The organism is Paenibacillus sonchi (assembly GCF_016772475.1).
Lineage (GTDB): Bacteria > Bacillota > Bacilli > Paenibacillales > Paenibacillaceae > Paenibacillus_AQ > Paenibacillus_AQ sonchi.
In genome coordinates this window covers 5560415-5581984 of record NZ_CP068595.1, presented here as the reverse complement: position 1 = coordinate 5581984, position 21570 = coordinate 5560415, and the positions used below count along the sequence as shown (strand labels likewise).

The 21570-nt window shown below is 46.2% G+C and carries 18 protein-coding genes; 16 read left to right on the top strand and 2 right to left on the bottom strand.

Annotated features, from left to right (window positions below; genetic code table 11):
* The first annotated feature begins 2 nt into the window (after positions 1 to 2).
* The 10 genes from JI735_RS24880 to JI735_RS24835 all read left to right on the top strand — a co-directional run bounded on the left by JI735_RS24880 (position 3) and on the right by JI735_RS24835 (position 15240).
* The gene (locus JI735_RS24880) at positions 3 to 2330 is read left to right on the top strand and encodes an ABC transporter permease (protein WP_039836973.1); all 2328 of its coding nucleotides are present in this window, start codon (positions 3 to 5) and stop codon (positions 2328 to 2330) included.
* Positions 2331 to 2587: 257 nt separating this feature from the next.
* Positions 2588 to 4450, top strand: a complete 1863-nt coding sequence (locus JI735_RS24875; RefSeq protein WP_039836972.1) for a beta-L-arabinofuranosidase domain-containing protein — start codon at positions 2588 to 2590, stop codon at positions 4448 to 4450.
* 236 nt (positions 4451 to 4686) lie between these two features.
* Positions 4687 to 5262, top strand: a complete 576-nt coding sequence (locus JI735_RS24870) for a sigma-70 family RNA polymerase sigma factor (RefSeq protein ID WP_202676543.1) — start codon at positions 4687 to 4689, stop codon at positions 5260 to 5262.
* Complete coding sequence (locus tag JI735_RS24865) at positions 5252 to 6322, top strand: hypothetical protein (protein WP_202676542.1); 1071 nt, start codon at positions 5252 to 5254, stop codon at positions 6320 to 6322. Before JI735_RS24870 ends, JI735_RS24865 begins: the two co-directional genes overlap by 11 nt.
* A gap of 310 nt (positions 6323 to 6632) precedes the next feature.
* Positions 6633 to 7901: an ABC transporter substrate-binding protein gene (locus JI735_RS24860; protein WP_039837200.1), complete on the top strand. Its 1269-nt coding sequence runs from the start codon at positions 6633 to 6635 to the stop codon at positions 7899 to 7901.
* A gap of 160 nt (positions 7902 to 8061) precedes the next feature.
* Positions 8062 to 8847: a carbohydrate ABC transporter permease gene (locus JI735_RS24855; protein WP_233476048.1), complete on the top strand. Its 786-nt coding sequence runs from the start codon at positions 8062 to 8064 to the stop codon at positions 8845 to 8847.
* 32 nt (positions 8848 to 8879) lie between these two features.
* On the top strand, positions 8880 to 9689 hold the full coding sequence (locus JI735_RS24850; protein WP_039837202.1) for a carbohydrate ABC transporter permease: 810 nt from the start codon (positions 8880 to 8882) through the stop codon (positions 9687 to 9689).
* A 44-nt stretch (positions 9690 to 9733) separates the two neighbouring features.
* Positions 9734 to 11725, top strand: coding sequence for an RICIN domain-containing protein (locus tag JI735_RS24845; protein ID WP_039837203.1), 1992 nt, complete (start codon positions 9734 to 9736; stop codon positions 11723 to 11725).
* Positions 11726 to 11840: 115 nt separating this feature from the next.
* On the top strand, positions 11841 to 13697 hold the full coding sequence (locus JI735_RS24840) for a cache domain-containing sensor histidine kinase (protein ID WP_202676541.1): 1857 nt from the start codon (positions 11841 to 11843) through the stop codon (positions 13695 to 13697).
* A 4-nt stretch (positions 13698 to 13701) separates the two neighbouring features.
* On the top strand, positions 13702 to 15240 hold the full coding sequence (locus JI735_RS24835) for a response regulator (RefSeq protein WP_039837205.1): 1539 nt from the start codon (positions 13702 to 13704) through the stop codon (positions 15238 to 15240).
* A gap of 480 nt (positions 15241 to 15720) precedes the next feature.
* Here JI735_RS24835 and JI735_RS24830 read toward each other — a convergent pair whose 3' ends face one another.
* Both JI735_RS24830 and JI735_RS24825 read right to left on the bottom strand, forming a co-directional pair.
* Positions 15721 to 16464 (bottom strand): suppressor of fused domain protein, encoded by a 744-nt coding sequence (locus JI735_RS24830; protein WP_039837206.1) that lies wholly within the window; start codon positions 16462 to 16464, stop codon positions 15721 to 15723.
* A gap of 250 nt (positions 16465 to 16714) precedes the next feature.
* Entirely contained in the window at positions 16715 to 17386 is a 672-nt protein-coding gene (locus JI735_RS24825; protein WP_039837207.1) for a Crp/Fnr family transcriptional regulator, read from the bottom strand.
* A gap of 112 nt (positions 17387 to 17498) precedes the next feature.
* On the opposite strand from JI735_RS24825, the gene JI735_RS24820 reads away from it, so the two are divergent.
* From JI735_RS24820 to JI735_RS24795, 6 genes are all read left to right on the top strand, one after another.
* Positions 17499 to 18176, top strand: a complete 678-nt coding sequence (locus JI735_RS24820) for a lactate utilization protein (protein WP_039837208.1) — start codon at positions 17499 to 17501, stop codon at positions 18174 to 18176.
* Positions 18177 to 18417: 241 nt separating this feature from the next.
* Positions 18418 to 18771 (top strand): hypothetical protein, encoded by a 354-nt coding sequence (locus JI735_RS24815; protein WP_202676540.1) that lies wholly within the window; start codon positions 18418 to 18420, stop codon positions 18769 to 18771.
* A 396-nt stretch (positions 18772 to 19167) separates the two neighbouring features.
* Positions 19168 to 19443 carry a MarR family transcriptional regulator gene (locus tag JI735_RS24810; protein WP_202676539.1) on the top strand — a complete coding sequence of 92 codons (276 nt, stop codon included), beginning with the start codon at positions 19168 to 19170 and terminating at the stop codon, positions 19441 to 19443.
* 172 nt (positions 19444 to 19615) lie between these two features.
* A complete protein-coding gene (locus JI735_RS24805; protein WP_039837213.1) occupies positions 19616 to 19801 on the top strand; it encodes a hypothetical protein in 186 nt (61 codons plus the stop codon).
* 5 nt (positions 19802 to 19806) lie between these two features.
* Positions 19807 to 20490 carry a hypothetical protein gene (locus JI735_RS24800; protein WP_202677731.1) on the top strand — a complete coding sequence of 228 codons (684 nt, stop codon included), beginning with the start codon at positions 19807 to 19809 and terminating at the stop codon, positions 20488 to 20490.
* Entirely contained in the window at positions 20409 to 21065 is a 657-nt protein-coding gene (locus JI735_RS24795; protein ID WP_233476516.1) for an alpha/beta hydrolase, read from the top strand. The genes JI735_RS24800 and JI735_RS24795 overlap by 82 nt, the downstream gene beginning before the upstream one ends.
* Positions 21066 to 21570 lie beyond the last annotated feature (505 nt).

The window sequence follows — 21570 nt, the reverse complement described above, 5'->3', positions numbered from 1 at the left end:
GCATGAAGCTTTTATTCAAACTATTGCGGGATATCAAACAGTCGGCAGGACAGTTTCTCTCCTTCGTGCTGGTTGTCGCAGTTGGGGCTTTTTTCTATACGGGACTGGCCGCCTTAAGCAATAACTTGGGCACTTATACGGAGGCTTATTTCAAAGAGTATAATTTAAGCGACCTGAATATATATTACAGCCAGCTTACTCAAAAGGAGATAGCAGAGTTAAGCAAAGTGGAAGGCATTCGTAAACTTGAAGGGCGGTATACCTTTGACGCTACGGAATCGTTTGACGGTTATCGTGCAGCATTGAAAATTCACTCCATCCCTGAAAACAATGAAATCAACAGGCTCGCCATGACGAAGGGCAGCCTTCCTTCTACCAAAGACGGGATAGTATTGGATTCCAGCTATGCTAAAGAACATCACTATTCGGTTGGCGACAAAATTATCATCCGCGTCAATAACAAGGAGCTGGCGTTAATAATCAGCGGTTTGGGTGAAAATGTAGAGCATGCGAAAAAAAATGAAACACAGGATCATAAAAACTATGGAATTGCTTACGTTGGAGAAGAGGCCATACCGGAGATTGCAGGAAGTTTTTTCTTTAATGAACTGTTGGTGGATGCCAAAGAGGGCTATGATACCGGGCAAATAGGGAAGTCTCTTGAGGCACAGTCCAAAGGGCTTCCATACCTGGGACAGGAGAGCAAAGAACGGTCGTTCAGCTATTCACGTCTGATGGCCACGCTACATAATAATAGGCTCATGAGCAAGGTTATTCCTCTCGTTCTTTTCTTGATCGAAGCTATTATATTGTTCCTGGCCATGTCCAGAATAATTGATTCTCAACGCAATCAAATCGGCATCATGAAGGCTTTGGGCATAAAAAATAACAGCATCATGTTACATTATATGGGTTATCCCGTGTTGATCGGCATTGTGGGAGCGCTGCTGGGTTATGTGATTTCTGTCGCTGTGTTTGTTCCCTTGATCTCGGTATCGAATGCAAGGTCCTATTCGCTCCCGGGCATACAATTCGCTCTCTCGATTGATTTAATTCTGCCTCCGGTTATTGTCTCCAGCCTTTTCGGGATGCTTGCCTGCTATTTGAGCGGTAGAAATCTGTTGAAGGAACGCGCGGCCCAGGCAATGCGCCCCAAACCTTCAAAATCGATGAAAGCCATATTCATAGAAAGAATTCCCGGCCTCTGGAGCCGCATTCCGTTTGACTATAAGCTTATCTTGCGAAATATCTTTTTGAATAAGAAAAAAGTGTTGGCAAGTTCAGTCGGTGTCATGGTCAGCACCGTGTTGTTAATCACGGCTTTTGGCACCCAGGCATCCCTTCAAAAGGTAGCGGGCCAGTTCGAGCAGGTGTATACCTACGATCTTAAGGTTGATTTTAAGTCTGGCGAAACCTTGGATGAAATCACACTCCCGGCCGGCGTTAAAAGCCATCATGTCTTGTCCGCAATGCCCATTGAATTGAAAAACGAAAACCAAACTACCGAAAAAGCTTCGTTGCTGGTAACAGAAAAGGATAATAATCTCATTCATTTCTATGACGAAAAAGACAATCCGCTGTATTTGGACCATAATGGCGTGCTAGTGCCGAAATCTTATGCCGATCACTACGGTATTGCGAAAGGGGATACTGTCCAAATTGCGTTTACTGGCTCCGGGATGGACAACAAGGTGGTGGAGATGAAGGTGCTAAACATCTCTACGCAGTATTCAAGTCCGTCTTTTTACATCACGCCGGAGTATTTGACCAGCTTTGGGCTGAGATACAAGCCAACCTCACTTTTGGTGGAAACCGATCCGTCGGCAGATCAGGCCGGCATTCGGAGCTATTTTGAGCAAGATCATAGAGTGGATGCCATTTACGATAAGGCGGATCTCCGGAAGGAGGCACGATACATTTTGCAGCAAAACAGCTTTGTCTTTATCATGTTTATTATTTGTTCCGTCATTCTCTCCTTTGGCGCGATCTACACCATATCGTCGATAATCATCTACGAGAGGAACCGCGAGCTTGCAACGCTTAAAGTGCTGGGGTATTACAAAAACAAAATAAACCGGCTTATCTTTTTTGAGAATATAATGATTACAACGTTGGCTGTGCTGGCAGCTTTACCGGTTTGCGGATATGTCTATAAAATGGTTGTAGAAGCGTTGTCCAGCACCCATCAGCAAATCCCGGATCAGTTAAATATATTGATTGTATTGGTGTCGGCACTGGTTGCCTTTGCGCTCACTCTGTTGGCCAACCTGCCGCTCAGACATAAAGTGAACCGAATCAATATGATAGAATCCTTGAAAGGCTTGGAATAAGTTTTCAGCTTGGCAAATCACTTTGTTCATGCTCCGTTCATTCAGCTTTAAAATAGTTCGCCTTGCTTGTCAGTTAAATAGCGGCTTTTCTTATAATATAGCTTGCTCAGTATGGATCAAGTTTATATTAGTATTAATCATTGGAATGAAGGAAACGCTGTCTTATAATTTCATTGTAAAATCAAAGTGATCTTAAGGCGCACGAAGGATCAACCTAATGAAGATAAATCCGAGTAAGATTGAAGGGGCTGCAGGCGATGATAGAACTGAAGGGCAAACATGTCGTTCTTCATGACGGTGATTTGAAACGCAGGGAAGAAGCAAACAGGCGGTATTTAATGAAATTGACGAATGATAATCTCCTGTTTAACTTTAAAATAGAAGCAGGAAGATATCATGGTAGAGATATTCCACATGATGCACATGGGGGATGGGAGACGCCAGTCTGTCAGATCCGGGGACATTTCCTTGGACATTGGCTGTCTGCCGCGGCTATGCGGTTTCATGAGACTGATGATTTGGAACTAAAGGTAAAAGCGGATCTCATATTAGACGAGCTTGCCGAATGTCAGAAAGATAATGGCGGACAATGGGTTGGGCCTATTCCAGAGAAATATTTACATTGGATCGCAAAAGGAAAAGGGATTTGGGCTCCACAGTATAATATTCATAAGTTATTTATGGGACTTGTTGATATGTACCATTTTACCGGCAGTCAAAAGGCGCTCGATGTGGCAGATCATTTTGCAGACTGGTTCGTCGAGTGGAGCAGTACCTTCACAAGAGAGAACTTCGATGACATTCTGGACATGGAGACAGGCGGAATGCTTGAAGCTTGGGCAGACCTGCTCCATATTACAGGGAATGATAAATACTCTACCTTGCTGGAGCGTTATTACCGCAGCAGACTTTTCCATCCTTTACTGGAGAACAAAGATCCGCTGACCAACATGCATGCCAACACAACCATTCCTGAAGTACTCGGTTGTGCCAGAGCTTACGAAGTAACCGGCGAACAAAGATGGATGGACATTGTCACTGCCTACTGGAAATGTGCTGTCACAGAGCGAGGAACTCTGGCAACTGGCGGGAATACTGCCGGTGAAGTGTGGATGCCGAAAATGAAGATCAAGGCACGCCTCGGTGACAAGAACCAGGAGCATTGCACTGTATATAATATGATCCGTCTGGCAGAGTTTCTCTTCCGGCATACATCAGATCCGGCATATGCGCAGTATATCGAATATAATATGTACAACGGTATAATGGCTCAGGCCTACTATCAAGAATATCATCTGACCGGAAATAAGCACGGAAACCCCTCATCAGGGCTGCTCACTTATTTCCTGCCGATGAAGGCAGGCCTCAGGAAGGATTGGAGTTCGGAGACCGATAGCTTCTTCTGCTGTCACGGAACTATGGTACAAGCTAATGCTGCATTAAACAGAGGCATTTATTATCAGGATCATAATGATGTATTTGTATGCCAGTATTTCCATTCTGAGCTGACAACAGAGATCAACGGAGAGAACGTCCGAATTAATCAATCTCAGGATCATATGAGTGGGAGCATGCTGAACTCTTCGAATACTGCAGGACAGCAGGAATTGAATGAGATTACAGCTCTTCACGAGAATCTGCCCAATTATAAAAAGTATGATTTCGTAGTCCATATCGGTGCTCCTAATGAGTTTGCAATCCATTTCCGGATCCCGGACTGGATCATGTCGGAAGCCATCATCTATGTGAACGATCAGTTGCACGGCAAATCAGCGGATCACACGGCATTCTACACCATACTGCGGAATTGGCAGGACGGCGACCGGATCAGCATCATTCTGCCGGTCGGCATCCGTTTCATTCCTCTGCCGGACGACGAACAGACAGGAGCGTTTCGTTTTGGTCCTGAAGTGCTGGCTGGTATTTGTGAGAATGAAAGAATTCTCTTTACACAAAAAGATGATGTTGCCTCTGAATTGATTATGGAAAATGAACGGGAGTGGGGCAGCTGGCGCTATTTCTTCAAGACGGCAAATCAGGATCCGGGAATTCAGCTGAGAAGAATTCGCGATATCGGTTATGAACCCTATCAAGTTTACTTCACGGTAAAAAAAGCTTAGGCACTTAAATTGTAATAATCGCCTGCATGCAGTTCTTGAATGTCGGAGGACAAGAACATAGTCCCATTAGAACCCGCGCCCCGCGCGGGTTTTCTGTGTCAAATCCAACAATTTTAATTGCCGCTGCTCGCCTTCCCGCAATCCATAGGCCCCCAACCGAAAATAAAAAAAACGAACCTTTTTTCCATCGAGCGACAATATAGGGTGTAAGCTGCTTACTCAGGAGGGCCCTCTGAATGCAAAGTGAATCTATATACCACGTGCTCACAAAAATGATCGAAGGAGATCAGCAGGCGTTTCATGCGTTGTATGAAGCCACCTATAAGGATGTCTACCGGACCGTCTCTTTTCTGGTGGATCATCCGCAGGATCGCGAAGATATTATGAATGAGATCTATATGCAAATGTGGACCTCGCTTCCCAACTACGATCCGAATCGTCCTTTCCACTTCTGGCTGCACGGCTTGGTCATCCGACAAGTGCAAAGGTTCCGGGTGAAAAGCTGGAGGAGATTCCGAATTTTCGAACGTATCCGTGTCTTTTCCCGGCAAGAGCATCATTGGGATCAGCCCACGTTGAGGACGGATGGGACAGACCCCGAGATATCGAGGGCCATGCACAAGCTGACCGATAAACAGCGAACGGTGATCATCCTCCGCTTTTATCACGACTATAAGCTGGAGGAGATTGCGACATTACTCAATATTCCGCTGGGTACAGTCAAGTCCAGATATCATGCCGGCCTGCAGTTGCTTCGAAAACAATTGGTAAATCTCCCGTTGGAAAGGAAGGAAAAGAACAATGCCTATTGAAAGTCAAATCAGCGAGTACCTGCACCAAGAGGCAGAGACCATGGAATGTCCCCCGGCTGTCTCCAAACGAATCGAACAATCCTATTCTCAATACGTACAACGGCAAAGGAGCAAAAAAACGATGAAAAAACGATTGATCAGCAGCTTCGTTGCTGCAGTAATTATGATTCCAACCGCGGCATTCGCGGCCCCTCCCCTGATTGAAATGATTACGAGAACACCGATGACAGCCAAACAAGTCAAGATGGATGCGGTTGGCCAAGCAGCGCTTGAAAAGTTGTACCGCTCTTATCCGGAAACCAAGTCGTTTGAAATCATCGACGCCAGCCAGCTTGGAGGAGACCCGGCGAATGCAAGTCAGGGGAAAGCCATTCAAACAAGCATCGTGCTGCAGGAAAAGGGAGCTCACGGCAAAATGGTCCGACTTGATTTGAACGGTATCACGGGTGAAATCGAACATGTGAACCAAGAGAATTGGGAGCCTCAGGAGAAACCGGTCATCTCCTTAACCGATCAAGAAATCAAATCGAAAGTAGATGATCTCATTAACAAACTGTACGGTAGCTCCAGTAAGTACGAATGTAACATGGAGCTGATGGAGAACTCGGACCAAAAAACGTTTATATTGAACTACACCGAAAAGGGATCAGCAACGCCGTTTTATCAGGCGTTCGTTCAAGGGAATACGATCAGCGTTTCTCTGATCGGAGGCGGCCCTGCTCCATCCGTGGAAGGCTTTTTCACGACAAACGGCAAGCCTGACTATACTGCGGATGCTTTTTTAAACGATGAAAAGCTCTTTTCTTTACTTCGCATGAGTCCAGCAGACTTGAAACAAGAATTGGCAAAGGGGGCATCTGTCGTCGAGATCGCAGCATCTAAAAAGATTTCCAAACAACAAGTCATGGATATAATCGCAAGTACGCAGGCAAAAAAACAAATCCAAGCCGATCCGCATGGTGGGGCTACTAATGACAATCGTACGCTGGAACAATTGAAACAGATTCTTGAACCCAAAGTATTGAAAGTGATTGAACACAAAACCGAAACGCCTTGGTAGGGAGGGCAATACAGGCGCCAGAAATGGCGCCTGTATTTTAGCAGTCATAAAAGGAAATAGAAAATACATATTGAATGTTTTTAGATACTCTCGCAGTCGGCACGTCTCCACTTGACCTTGATATCCCATTCTTCCCGAAAGACCTCCCTGCTCATCTCCATTAATATAACCCATTAATTTTTTACACCTGTCTTTAGATTTTGGAGTTTAAGCACGCCCCCCTGTAAACTATCATATAAATATGAAGCGCTTCAAATATCTTAATAGTTTATAGCAATCATTTAAATCAGCGAGAGGGCGGAAGAATTGGATGAGAAAAGGATGGACGTTACTGCTGGCTTGTGTTATGACCATGACCATCGTGTCAGGCTGCGGGTCGGATAATACGGATGGAAATGGAAGCGCTGCAACGGATCTTCCGAATGTAGTAAAGAATAACGCTTCAGCGTCTGCGGGAGCGCAGAAGGTCAAGCTAGTATTATGGCATTATTATGAGAAGGATATCGAAGACTTCGTTAAAAAATTCAATGAATCTCAGGATGAAGTGGAGGTTACGCCGAATTTCGTTCCGTTCAGTGATTTCAAGAAGCAGCTGACCATCGGACTTTCGGCAGGTAATCTGCCGGATCTGGTGCTAGTCGATAATTCGGATGTGGCCGCTTTTGCCGCAATGGGCCTGTTTGAAGACATCACTGATAAGGTAAACGCCTGGGCGGACAAGGATCAATTCTTCGAAGGCCCGATGAAGTCTGGGATTTATGAAGGCAAGAACTATTCGCTCCCGTTCGTGAGCAATTGCCTGGGCTTATTCTATAACAAAGAGCTGCTGGACCAAGCTGGTGTGAACCCGCCGCAAACCTGGGATGAACTTAAGACTACAGCGAAGGTATTAACCAAGGATGGTGTACACGGCTTTGCAACCTCGCTGCTCAAAGGGGAAGAAGGCACCTTCAATTTCTATCCATGGTTAATCGCCGCCGGCGGAAGCCCCGAGAAGCTGAATAGTCCAGAGGCTGCAAGCGCCGTAGATTTCTTATCCGGACTGCTGGAAGACGGCTCGATGAGCAAGGAAGTGATCAACATCGGGATGTCGGACATTGAAAAGCAATTTGCCGCCGGCAAAGTAGCGATGATGGTGAACGGTCCTTGGCAGACAACATCCATTGAGAAGGATAACCCTGAACTCGATTTTGGAATCGCTCTAATTCCACAAGGCAAGCAGAATGCCTCCGTATTAGGCGGAGAGAACATCGGAATGATCCAGGGCAAGAACAAGGAAGCCGCATGGAAATTCATCTCTTGGGCGCTTAGCGCTGACTCTGTCAGATCGTATGAGGAAGTATCGGGAGCATTCCCGCCAAGGAAAGATGTCGCTGCCGACAAGAAATATACTGAAGACCCGTCGCTCAAAGTCTGGATGGAACAGATGGAGTCTGCGATGCCAAGAGGTCCGCATGCGAAATGGCCGGAATTGTCTACTGCTCTGTCTACTGCCGTACAGGCAGTACTGACAGGAGCAGCCTCGACCACTGATGCCCTCGCCGAAGCCCAGGCCACTGTCGATGAGATCATGAAATAAACGTTCCGCCTCTGCAACTCCCTACTAACATAAGGTGGTCTTATTGATGAAATTTGCTTCCCGGCTCATGAAAGGGGATCGTGTAGGCCTGCTCTTTGTATTACCGGCAGTTGCCTTCATGTTATTCTTTACCGGGTACCCGATAATCCGGAACATTATCATGAGTTTTCAGAACATTGATGTTATGACCTTAAATCTTCCGCACAAAGAATTTGTTGGACTGGGCAACTATAAGGGGCTGTTCGCTGATCCTCTGCTTGGTACGTCTTTGTATAACACCCTGTATTACACGGTATTCAGTATTGCAATCCAGTTCGTAATCGGCTTCATGCTGGCGCTGTTCTTCAACAAGAACTTTGTACTGTCGAAGAAAGTAAGAGGGCTGATTCTCATCCCATGGATGATCCCGGCAACCATAACCGCCCTTGTCTTCAAATACATGTTCAGTGCTTCCGGGGGAATCGTCGATCAGATTCTTATGGATCTGCACATTACGGGCGGGCCGGTTGAGTGGTTGCTACATCCCGTCAGTGCCATGTGGTCTTTGATTTTGACCAACTCCTGGATTGGCGTTCCGTTCACGATGATTATGCTGCTAACCGGTTTAACGACGATTCCAAGTGAGCTTTATGAGAGCGCGTCCATTGATGGGGCCAGCCGGTGGGGGAAGCTGCGGCATATCACGCTTCCTCTTCTGCGGCCTTCCATTGAGGCAGTACTTATTCTTGGATTTATCTCCACCTTCAAGGTGTTCGATCTCGTCTATGTAATGACGAAGGGCGGACCTGTAGATGCAACAGAAACGTTATCGACACTTTCATACAAGCTTTCCTTCTCTGAATTCAATTTCAGCCAGGGTGCGGCTGTGGCCAATATTCTATTCGCGATCTTGTTCGTAGTCAGTCTTGCCTACCTGAAGCTTGTGAAGGAAGATGAGGTGATGTGAAGGTGAGTGAGACCCGAAGCTTAAGAGGACGAATGTTATATAACATTGCGGCTGCACTGATCTGTATCGTCTTTCTCTTTCCGTTGTACTGGATGATCATCACTTCGTTCAAGACCGAGCTGGAGATTTTCCAGACACCGATTTCATTCTTTCCGAAGAGTATCAATTTCAATGCCTATTTCGAGCAGGTGAGAGAGGATTATAACATTTTCCGGAACTTCCTGAACAGTATCATCATTTCAGGCGCGGCAATGGTCATTGCAGTGGCACTAAGTATTCCTGCTGCCTACGCACTGGCGAGATTCAGGTTTAAGGGCAGGAAGCTGGTCATTTTGTCGTTCCTGATCACCCAGATGCTTCCCACCTCGCTAACGTTAACGCCATTATTTATTATTTTCAAAAATATGGGGCTGTATAATACGTATCTGGCCCCGGCAATTGCTGATGCAACGATTGCGATCCCGTTCTCTGTTCTGATCTTGCGGACATACTTTGTTACCATTCCGCGGGAGCTGGACGAAGCAGCCAAGGTTGACGGATGCAATGTGTTCACCGCTTTTGTCCGGATTATGATTCCGATCTCGATTTCCGGTGTCGTTGTCAGCATTATTTTCTCAACCCTATTTGCCTGGGCGGACCTGATGTACGCCTTCACATTCATTAATAAACAGAATATGTGGCCGGTCACTTCAGGGGTGTTCAATTTCATGCAGCGCTACGGGACACAGTGGAATAACGTCATGGCCTTCGGCGTAGTTTCCGTGCTACCGATCATTCTTCTATTTACGTTTCTGCAAAAGTACATTATTAGCGGTTTAACAAACGGTGCAATCAAAGGCTGATATTACTGCTCTAAGAAAATTTTGAGTAGAAAGGTTGATAACCGATGAAATTTTCCCGAAAAATGATTACGGCTTCTCTTATGGCTCTGTTTCTGTTCACGGCAGTCTTTAACCAGGCGTTCGCCTTTGGTCCGGTAACCCTCTGGGGGAGCAGTGCAACGCAGAGTGCGAGCTACGCCCGGGCACTGATTCTCCAGAATAGCGGAGCGGACAACGGCAAGATGTACGCTACGCATGAGACATGGACCGCCAATCAGCTGCCGCATCCGGCGGGTCCTAATTTTCCAATCTATGAAAGCACCAATGGCGGACAAAACTGGACAAAGGTAGGGGAAGTTGCCGATATTCATCCGGGAGAAGGACTAAGAGAACAAGGCTTCCTCTATGAGCTTCCCCAGCAGATCGGCAATATGCCTAAGGGGACGATGCTACTCGCAGTAAATGCTTTTCCTGAAGGCGAGCTGGTGCATAACATCGAACTCTATAAGAGCAACAATCTGGGCAGATCCTGGACCTATGTCGCAACCATCGCCACCGGAGGGGCTTATGGAGGAGGCATGAACTGGGAGAGCCAGGGAATCTGGGAGCCGTTCCTCCTCGTAGCCAGCGGCAAGCTGCTGTGCTTCTATGCGGATGAGCAGGACGCGAATCACAATCAGATGATTGTCCACCGCTCGTCAGCAGACGGCGTAACCTGGAGTCAGACCAAGGTGGATGTAGCGCTCGGGAATTCCCGGCCGGGCATGCCGACGGTTACGAAAATGGGCAATGGACAGTATATGCTGGTATATGAAATCGTCAATATGTACGACGACCAGATTCACTATAAGATATCCAATGACCCCGAGAATTGGGGCAATACCGCCGATGCAGGCATGAAGGTTAACTATTATAAAGGCCAGACCCCGGGTTCGCAGCCGTATGTGGTCTGGGTTCCTGGCGGAAGCCCGAACGGAACGGTTATCATCTCCGGAGGACGGTCGGATAAGCTGTTCCTGAATTATAATTACGGGCAAGGTCATTGGACAACGCAGGATAGCGTAATTACTTTGGGATATAGCCGAAGCCTGGTTCCTGTGAGCAACAATAAGCTTTTTATCATCTCTACAGTCAAGAATGCCTCAATCGGCAATAGCGATGTTATGGCTGGAACCAGCGATATCGTCCCGGCTAGCAACAATTACAGCGACAACCAGATGATGCTGGTCAATAAGAACGGGAAAGCAATGGATTTGATCGGGGGAAATCAGAATAACGGCGCTGTGATTAACCAGTGGGCCTATGATTACAACGGGCCTAACCAGAGATGGTCAGTCATTCCTGCCGGAAACGGTCATTTCCGGATTGCGAGCAGCGTCAGCGGTAAATATGCAGCGGTGCAGGGCAATTCAACGAGCGATGGAGCACAGCTTGTCAGTGCCCCATATGAGGAAGGGAATGCCTTCCAGCAATGGGACTTTGTCGACGCCGGCAACGGCTGGTTCAAGATTGTCAATGTTGGCAGCGGAAAGGTGCTTGATGTAGACAAGAACTCGCTGGCTAATGAGGCCAAAATGCAGCAGTGGGCCTGGACCGATGCCGAGTGCCAGTACTGGAGAATCCAGCCACAGGGTGACTATTATATTCAAGCAGAGCATAGCGGCAAATATTTGAATGCGGGTGGTGCCGGGACGGCTAATGAAACTCCAGTGATCCAGTTTACTTTCGAGAACAATATCTGGTTTAAATGGAGATTTGAGAGTACGGGTGAAGGTTATTATAAAGTGTTCAATTTGCACGCCCCCAATAAGGTGGCTGACGCATCGAACGTTTCTACAGCTGATGGTGCCAAAGTGCATTTGTGGGATGATGTGAATGCAGGGAATCAGCAGGTAAGACTGGTGCCGCAGCAGGACGGGAGCTTTAAGCTGTTCTTCAAGCATTCCAATAAGGCCTGGGATATCGAGGAGTTCTCACGCAACAATGAAGCCAGACTGACCCAATACACTGAAGTAACTGCAGACAACCAGAAGTTTTATCTGGAAAGAAGCAACTAACTTCATAGTTAATCAACATTCAGGTTGAGTAGACTATATGTATGTTCAAACATACATATGGTCTACTATCATTTGTATTCGGACTAATATTACGATACCGCGCTGAGGGATATTAATGAATAGAATGATTGGTTTAATAAGAAGCATGTTCAAAGGCTACAAGCGGAGTCTGAAAGGTAAACTGATTCTCTCCTTCCTGTTCACAGCCATCCTGCCGCTCATGGTGGTGCAGTTTATTGTATACACCAGCACTGCCAGATCGATGCAGCACAAAATAAATGAGCTGCTGGAAGGAAATCTGATTCAGGCCGCCCGCAGTGTAGAATGGGAGATTGCCTCGTATAATGACCTGCTATATCAAATTTTCACAGACGAGGATATCACTCAGCTGACTCTGAAGATGACACATGGTTCAGACAATGAACAGATCATCTCATTTGGCAAGCTGCGGGAAAAACTGGGGATACTGGCCAATTCCAAGGATGGAATCTCGAACATTTCCATTCTCATGCCGAATGAGTTAGTCGTATGCTATGACAAGATAACCGGACTTGCCACTCAGCACTATTGGGCCAAATTCGGAGGGCAGATTACGGACACGGTATTCTATAAGCAGGCGGGGCAGACCGATCAAACGGTGATCCTCCCGACCGAATATGCTGACCAGTACGGGGAGAAGTCCACACATTTATTCCATCTGGCTAAAAGAATGTTTGATATAGGAAGGCAGAATAAGAATACAATCGGCGTAATCGTGATTAGCCTGAAAGAAGAAGTACTGTCCGAGGGTGTAAATTATGCGAATATGCATCTAAATGGCAGCGGATTCAATTACATTGTTGACCACAATCAGACCGTAATCTCCTTCCCGGAGAAAACATTGATCGGTGAGCCGGAGACAAATTTCTTGAATCAACATGCCATTAAACTCACCAGCGGAAGTACCGTATCAAGTGTATGGGCTGAGCGCTGGAACAAAAAACCTGTGCTGGTGAACAAACAAATGGACAGCACACTTGGCTGGAGCTTTGTCAACGTTACCGATAAAAAGGAGATGTTCCGTGAAATGCAATCCCACCAGCGTCTGTATCTGATGATCGGTGTGCTGACGATTGTATTCTCGCTGCTGCTGGCCGTCTATTTCTCCGGAAAATTCACTCATTCGCTCCGAACGATTGTCCGTGCCATGACTTCTGCCAAAAGGGGGAATCTGGATATTCAGCTTAACTTCCATACGGAGGACGAAATCGCCATAATCTCCTCTAGCTTTAACAGCATGATCGGCCAGATTAAGGAATTGGTGGAAGATGTCAAGATTGCAGCAAGGCAGCAGAAAGAAGCTGAGATTAAAGCGCTAGAGGCGCAGATTAATCCTCATTTCCTGTACAACACTCTGGATACGATTAACTGGATCGCCATTGAGAATGAGCAATATAAGATCAGCCACATGCTCAAGAATCTGGCGCAAATACTCCGATACACGATTAGCCCAAGCAATGAAATCGTCCCTATACGGAAGGAAATGGAGTGGCTGCGGCAATATATTTACTTACAACAAATTCGCTTTGAGCATTCCTTCGAATGTGTCCTGGAAGTAGAGGAGGCAGTGGTGGATTGCAAAATCTACAAGCTGCTGCTTCAGCCCTTTATTGAGAATGCCATACTGCATGGACTGGAGGGCTGCCGTACCGGTGGGCTTATTACGGTCACTGTCGGCGGTTACAAGAGTAGCTGCATCCAGATTCGAATCACAGACAATGGCCGGGGGATGACTCCTGAGCAGCTTGCCCAAGTCTTGAATTGCAAAGAACAGACGGTAAAAAAGAAGGGTGGCGGGCTGGGAATACATAATGTGTTTACCCGTCTAAGACTCTATTACGGGCAGGACTGCCGCTGGAATATTACCAGTCAATTAGGGGAAGGAACGCAAGTTCTGTTAGAAATCCCCAATGTCCTGAAGAGGGAGGACTAACGAAATGAGGATTGTTGTTGTTGAGGATGAGGCGACCCTTCGCAGGGGAATTATTCAATTCATCGAACAGATGAATGAGCGGTATCAAGTGGTCGGCGAAGCGGAAAATGGCACGGACGGGGAGCGGACCATTCTGGAACTGCAGCCGGACTTAATTATTACCGACATTAAGATGCCGGATATGAGCGGTCTGGAAATGCTCGAGAAGCTGAAGGCGCAGCATTTCGAGTACCGCTCTGTCATTCTAAGCGGCTATTCGGAGTTCGAGTACGCAAAGCGGGCAATCAGTGCAGGTGTTCAGGAGTATTTATTGAAACCGTTTACGGAAAATGAGCTGCGCAGAGTGCTGGCAGAACTTTCGTTGTCCATCGAATTGCAGAGAAGCCTCGATACAGCCCAAAAGGAGGGAGCCGCACCCTTCGATTATTACTTCAACAGCCTTCTGCTCGGAGCCCCTGTGAATCTGGAAGTCCTTGCAGAACGACTGCTCAAGGAATACAACCTAAATATCCGCCAGCCGTTCTACCTTGCAGCTATATATTTGCATGAGAAGCGTAATGAGGCTGAACAATCGTGGGAGAAACTGCTGAACAGCCAACTGGATAAGACGATGAAGGGGCCGGTTTATACTTTTGCTTTGCCAGCTGATCATCTGCATCTACTGTTATTAACAGATCAGCAGAGTATTGATCAATTCTACAGAGTAATCAAGCAGATGTTAATGGCAGAACAGACGCCGCCGAATATGGCCAGCGGATTTATTAAGTGCGAGGACATGACAAGCTTCAGGATGCAGCTAACTGAGCTGAAGAATGACCTCCAATGGTCGATTGTGCTGGGCGATCAAATCGTAATTGATCATGAGCGCATCCAGACACTGGTGACGCAGATTGTCCGCTATCCGGTTGAGCTTGAGCGACAGATCATTCTGGAGATCCATGCTATAGATTTAAATACAATGTACTCCACTTGCCAGGAGTTTCTGCATTACTGGAGATCAAAGCTATACCATCCGGAAGATGTCATTCATGCATTCGTGCAGTTCTGCTCCGCGATAGTCAACGCAGCTCACAAAGCTTCTCTCAAGTGGGAACAGACGCTGAATCTCAGGAGGGTATATCTCAAGCTGATGGATTCTCTGACCTGGTCCGAATTAAGCAGCACCCTGCTGGAGCTGCATGCAGAAATGCAGGATTCAGTCCGTGATTATAAGCTTGAATATAGCCCTGTAATTAAGCGGGTGATCCATTACGTTGATCTGCACCTGCATGAGCGGATTACACAATTGGAGGTGGCGGATAAGCTTCGTATTACCCCAGAGTACTTAAGCCTGCTGTTTGCCAAGGAGGTCGGCAACAACTTCAATGCTTATGTCCGGGAGAAGAAGATGAACCGGGCCAAAGAGTTGCTGATGCAGAGCGAATTGAGCGGATATGAAATTTCGTCACTGCTGGGGTTCACGGATCCCAAGTATTTCTACAAGGTGTTCAAAGAGGTGACGGGTCTTTCCACTAGTGATTTCATCAAGATCCACCGGAGATAACACCTGATATTTAGCTTTTTCGATTAATTTTTTTCAATGTTCCAGTCAAAGCAGAAGGTAAAGATCTATTAATGAACATAATCCCATTAGAATCCGCGCCCAGCGTGGGTTTTCTGTTTTAACGGACCAAGTTCTTGTCCTTTTCTCAAGACAAGAACTTGGTCCCATTGCCGATTAGATAATCATCTAAAACTAAGCCAAGCGCGTAGAAGAGCTGATCAAAGGAGTTAGTGAGCTAGGGGAGAAGTCGAATATCTTTAGAGGAGAGATACTTTTCAGTCACTGAGTAACGGAAATCGAAAAGGGGCGGTTTCTTATGAACAGAGCATTGCCGGAAGTCCAAATTTGCCGCAGTGACTGCTCTGATACACTAGAGCTACACGTGGGATTTACATTCTAATAAAAAGGCTGAACCCAAAGTCATATCCATTACTTAGGCTCAGCCTTTTAAAGCTGTTTCAAACCCGTTAATCCGGGCAGTTATTTACAAGCATTGGGTCTATTCGGATTCAGAACGAGGAAATCACCGGGCAGCTCGGACAGCTTGGCAACCAGTTCATCGATACCGGACTCCAGTTTGAATTCCATTTCCTCCCGGTAAAGCGGAACCAGGAAATAAACCTGAACCTGATTGCCATCTTTCGTATGGACTGTGCTAACCTCTTCCGGCAGAGCAAACAGGATCGCGCCGGACAGCTCAGTGTTAGGCGCATATGGCTCGTAATCCTCCGTGTTGGGGATGGTATGGCCGTATCCAAGCCACGTCTGATACATATGCGGGAACCGGGCAAGCATCTTCATCAGCCGGATCGGCCAGTAGTTCTCCTCCGCTTCAAAATCCTTCTGCGTAAGCGGCCAGTCCGCCGGCAAAAACATCATCAGCTCCGTGCGTTCAAGATGCTTGTACTCTTTACGGATCTCCTGTGGGAGTGTCATCGGCAGATCGCTCATCCCATTGGTGTACAGCACTCGGTATGGCTCATCAGGTGTAGCTTCCATAATGTTCACATCAATATGTACGATGTCTGAAATCAGTTCATGGAACACGCCGGTTTCTCGGTTTGGAAAGACTTTATTAAAATGTTCGTTTAATTCTTCCATGTACAAAATTTCGGAGGGAGGCGTAACCTGCCGCTCATCCGGAGCGTCATAGCCGTAAATTGTGGTACCGTCTTCCGATTTGCCCATTTCATTGCCGCCAAACAGTTTTTTGAAAAAGTTCATGTCTTTGCGCTCCTCTGTGCGGGTTTTGAATTTACGTGCGAAATGAAGGTTGCTGCGATTAAATTCCTGATTCTAGAAGGTTTGAAACCTCACTTGGAAGTATAACAAAAGGCATAGCCCCGGAGCGATGGGTCTATCGATTCGAATTACCTGGGATATCCATGCAAAAATGGGGTATCTGGACTTGAGCAGGAGGCCGTAAATCTCGATTGCGCGTGAACGGGAGGTCTTTAGGTCCACAACTGCAGGCTTATTCTACTGCTTTTTGCAATAGCTTAAATTCGTTTCTATAAAAGTCAATCAAGCCGTCCCGCTTCATCCATGAAAGCTCTCTGGATAAAGCACTTCGATCTACATCTAAATACTCGGCCATCGCTTCTCTATCAAAAGGAATAGTAAAAGTTTCTGTTCCAGTTTCACGCATAACTCTTGTTAAATAAGTTAAGACCTTATCCCGAATAGTAGGCATAATCAGACAATCATTTCGGTCATGCAGTTCTAACGCTCGTTCTGCAATACTATCAAAAAGATTGCCAAGTAATTGTTCGTGTGCCATACATAACTTCGTACAACGGCTCAATATGCTTTTGATAGGAATAAACAGAACTTCAAGTGGTTCTATTGCCTGTACTGACATAGGGCATCTTCTTCCACGGCTAGCCGCTGTTAAAACTGCGGTATATCCACCCGGATAATGGAGGGATACAATAATTTGTTTTCCCGTGACGCTCAATTTCGTACTTTGAGCGCTACCCTGCAATATGATGCCGACATCATCAACTAAATCGCCCTCACGGACAACCATCTCATCTTTTGCATATTCTTTCCGTGTGGCTGACAGACATTTAAGCATTTTGGGAATATCATTTGGGGAAATCCCCGAAAATAAACGTGATTGACATAGGGAAACTAAGTTGTTCATGAGAGGCTCCTCGTTGCATGTGCAACATATTTTTTCTTTTTACTATACTATATTAATCGTAAATACAAAAGAAGTTAGTCACCTTTTCTAACGTCAGAATGGAGGGAAAACAATGCAAGGGAAAGAAAATTCAATAAAAGCGAGAAATCGACTTTTAGCCTCAAAGGTTATTAAAAATCTGCAAAGCAGAAAGTTTGAGGCTTATTACTGTGATAACGCCATAGAAGCTGTAGAAAAGGCACTATCATTTATTCCGGAGCATTCTTCGGTATCATGGGGTGGGTCAGTTACGCTTGAGGAAATCGGGCTTCTTAATCGAGTACATCAAGGCAGCTATATGATCACTGATCGTGATAAAGCGCAAACAATGGAGGAACGTTATGACCTCATGCGCCAATCTCTTTTGTGCGACACCTATTTAACGAGCTTTAACGCCGTTAGCGAAGATGGCATATTGGTCAATATAGATAGTGTGGGCAATCGAACAGCGGCGATTACCTTTGGACCGAAAAGTGTTATTGCTGTCGTTGGGATGAATAAGGTTTGCAAGACCGCTGAAGACGCAGTTATAAGAGCCAGAACATATGCGGCCCCCATTAATGTATACCGCTGTTCGTGTTCGTCCAACCCATTTTTACATTCGCCGCAAAAAACGCCCTGCCTGATCAATGGTGCTTGCGGAGATTGTAAAACAGATGATTGTATCTGTTCTTACATCGTCCAAACAAGAATGTGTAAACCGGCGGGGAGAATAAAGGTTATCCTCGTTGGTGAATCTTTGGGATTTTGAATAAGGATTATAGTTTAATAGCTGCCAAACGGCATATAAAACCACTCCGCGCTTAATGGCTTCCTCCGCGATTTCGCTTGGGGTCCTGTGGGATATGGCTGTGAAGGGTAGTTGGAGCTCCCGGGCGAGGCGCATATCTGAATCGGCAGGGAGAGGATGCTTTCGTGTACGGTGTCCATGGGGGCCGAAGAATTGCACGGGAGGATAAGTTAGGGACCACCCCCGCAACATGCTGGCTCCGTTGTTACCTACAACGGTCATCGCTCCATCGGGGGAAGCGACAGCGTATCTCTATGATGAGAATGGTCTGCTCGTGGGTCTGGAACAAGGGGACCGGCGCTACTATATGATCACCGACGCGGTGGGGACACCGCAGCTGGTGGTGGGGCTGGACGGTGCCATCGTCAAGGAGCTGCAATACGACGGCTTCGGAGTGAAGCTGTTGGATACAAGCCCGGACTTCTCCGTAGTAGCCATCGGCTTCGGGGCCAGCGCTTATGCAGCAGCAGGGGGGCGGCGTCCAAATGTGCTTCACCTCCGAAGGAATGTCCGTTTGCGACGACTAGCCTTGGAATGGAAGCCGGAGCGGAGCTGAATAAATTCCAGGAAATATAATAAAATGGATATTCAGTAGGAGCGGTGGAGTGCGGGCTATGAAATTGCCCGCCGCGGGGATTGCATCACCCACAGTATAGTGGCTTGGAGGATCTGAACCCGTCATGAGAGCCACACCAAGATATCCGGCCAGGTATGCGGGATATGAGGACAGTCTTCGAGTTAACTCCATTCACCTATTTACTTGCTACTGAATTCGCTATAGATATTACAAACGATTTTGTTTTAAGCGAAGACGATCAAATTTACATCCATACCGTACTGGATAAATGTAAGCTAGAAGACAGATTACTTCCCGCAAAGGAGGACCAAACTAATTGACAAAATCATTTAGTTGCTATATTATTTAGATACTATGGAAAATAATGAGATTTTAGTGGAAAAATTTTATCAGATGGCGAACCTACTCCTTCAGGAGATACAGACGCCTTGGTCCTATGGGGTTGATTTCCTGCTGTCCCATTCAGAGATCCACCTGCTGGAGGCTGTAAAGTCCCAGGAGGGAGCAAATGTAAGTGAACTGGCCGCGTATTCGGAAATGACTAGCGGAGCGGTTAGCCAAGGTACGAAGAAACTGCTGGATAAAGAGCTGATTGAGTCTTACAAAAAAAGGGTAACCGCAAGGAAGTTTTTTCCCGGCTTACCCCCTTAGGAGAACGAATCTGTGATGGGCATCAAAAGCACCATGAATGCATGTGGGAGGTTTGGCAGGAGTTTATGGCAGGCTTGGATCAGAAAGAAACACAGTTGGTTTCTGATTTTCTGGAAATGGTAATCAAAGGTATAACGCAGATGATTGCTCAAGGGGAACGCCGTCTAAACAATTGATATTTGATTCGGCTATGACAGTCTTTGCAGAAAAGAGTTATGGCGGGAGCCGGGTAAATGAAACCGCCTGCCGGGAAGGAGGTAAATTAGGCTTTCATTTATTATTATTTCGAGAGCAAGGATTGATCCTGGAAGAACTCATGCAGGGGATGATCAAAGAACGATTACAAAAAAGGAGATGAGAGAAATGTCATCAGTACAAAATGGTGAGATATTAGCAGAACGGATGAATCCGGAAAGCAGACTCTTCTTCATGGACCCCGAAGACGAAGACCTGGATTTCATATTTCAATGGTTTGTTGGTTGGATAGCTTACGGTGCCTGCACGCCAGGTGAGCTGTTCAAAGTCGCTCGCAAAGTTGATGCGAAGTCTGCTGTGAGCTGGAAGGAGGAGTTTGAGAAAGAGGCAAGAAAGATTGAAGCAATCGGTGAAGACTGCCTGAAAAAAGGACATAGGATCAGCGCCGGCCAAGCGTTCTTGCGAGCCTTCGGGTACTACCGAGCAGCCTACTGCGCGATAGATCCGGCGGATGCGGATTTCTTTCCAGTCTATTTCAAGACTGTAGAGTGCTTCAAGAAATATCTTGACGCTATGTCTAAAACGATTAACCATGAGTTTGTGGAAATAGAATACAAAGGCTATAAGTTCCCGGGTATCTTTCTGAAGGCTGAGAACAGTAACAAGCCAAAGCCGACGATCCTTTTCCACAACGGTGGCGAATCACACAAGGAGGACACCTTTTTCCTTGGGGGAAAGAGGCCATCGAGCGAGGGTATAATGCATTGCTTGTGGATCTGCCTTATGATGTACAACCAAGGTCCTATGACCCTGAGGTCACAGCAAAGAACTTCCCCAAAGCCGATCTGTTAGGCGCCTATCATGCAGCCACTGATTTTCTCGTTGCTCGTCCTGACGTAGATGCTAAACGGCTGGTAGTATGCGGCGATAGTTATGGTGGCATGAAGAGTACGTTAAATGCGGCTAATGATGATCGTTTTGCCGCGTTAGTTGCTAGTGCGCCACTATACTCTTGGCCACTCGTGATTAAAAATGGTGTTATGCCTCCGTTCGTTATGGGGGATCCAGAAGAGTCGAAGAAGATCATAAATAGTTTGCCTTGGCTCTCCCGAGTAACACTTCATCGAGTATGTTGGATGCATGGCTTCGACAGCATTGTAGAATGGCTGCCTGCAACAGAAAATAATATGGAGTTCGATCCGCGAGATCTCAAGTGTGCTTTCCTGTCTATTCGTGCGGAATCTGAGGGTCCGGAGGTTGTGAGGCAGGCAACGGAGTGTTATGAAAAAGCGTCCTCCAAGAAGAAGGCTTTGTGGATAGGGAAAGCAGAGGATGGTGCCGATTTCCATTGCCAAATCAACAATCTGGCGTTGCGGTTCCAGGTGCAGTTCGATTTCTTGGACGAAGTCCTAGATTATAACGGTTAGCCCAAGGTAAGGAGGTGGCGTAAAGCATTTATTCACGCCAGCCATAAAATAGAGACAGCTTTTAACAAAATCGGCAATAAAATAGTGACGTCTCCCTCTGGTATTTAATTAAAACTATTAATGTGCCAGAAATGAGACGTCACTATTGGTTACATATAGGGCTTATATTGGTTATTATAGTTTGATGTTATCAGAAGATAATGCGAATGGCCCCGGGATAATATGTATTGCCGAAACGGCCTATCACTATAGGCAAATTAAATTACGAAATCAATTAGGACATTCATCTATTCAAACTACGATGATTTATACTCATTTAAGTAACGAAGAGATGAGAGTTGCTGACAAATAAAATGGATCAATACCATTAAAAGATGCTAAATAAGCAAGAAAAATGACATAAAGTTCCCTACAACAATAGGAGTCGATGACACAAAGTTCCCTATTAGTTATGTGAATTACCTATTTACAAAGAAACGAATTACACTATGTAAAACCAAACTCC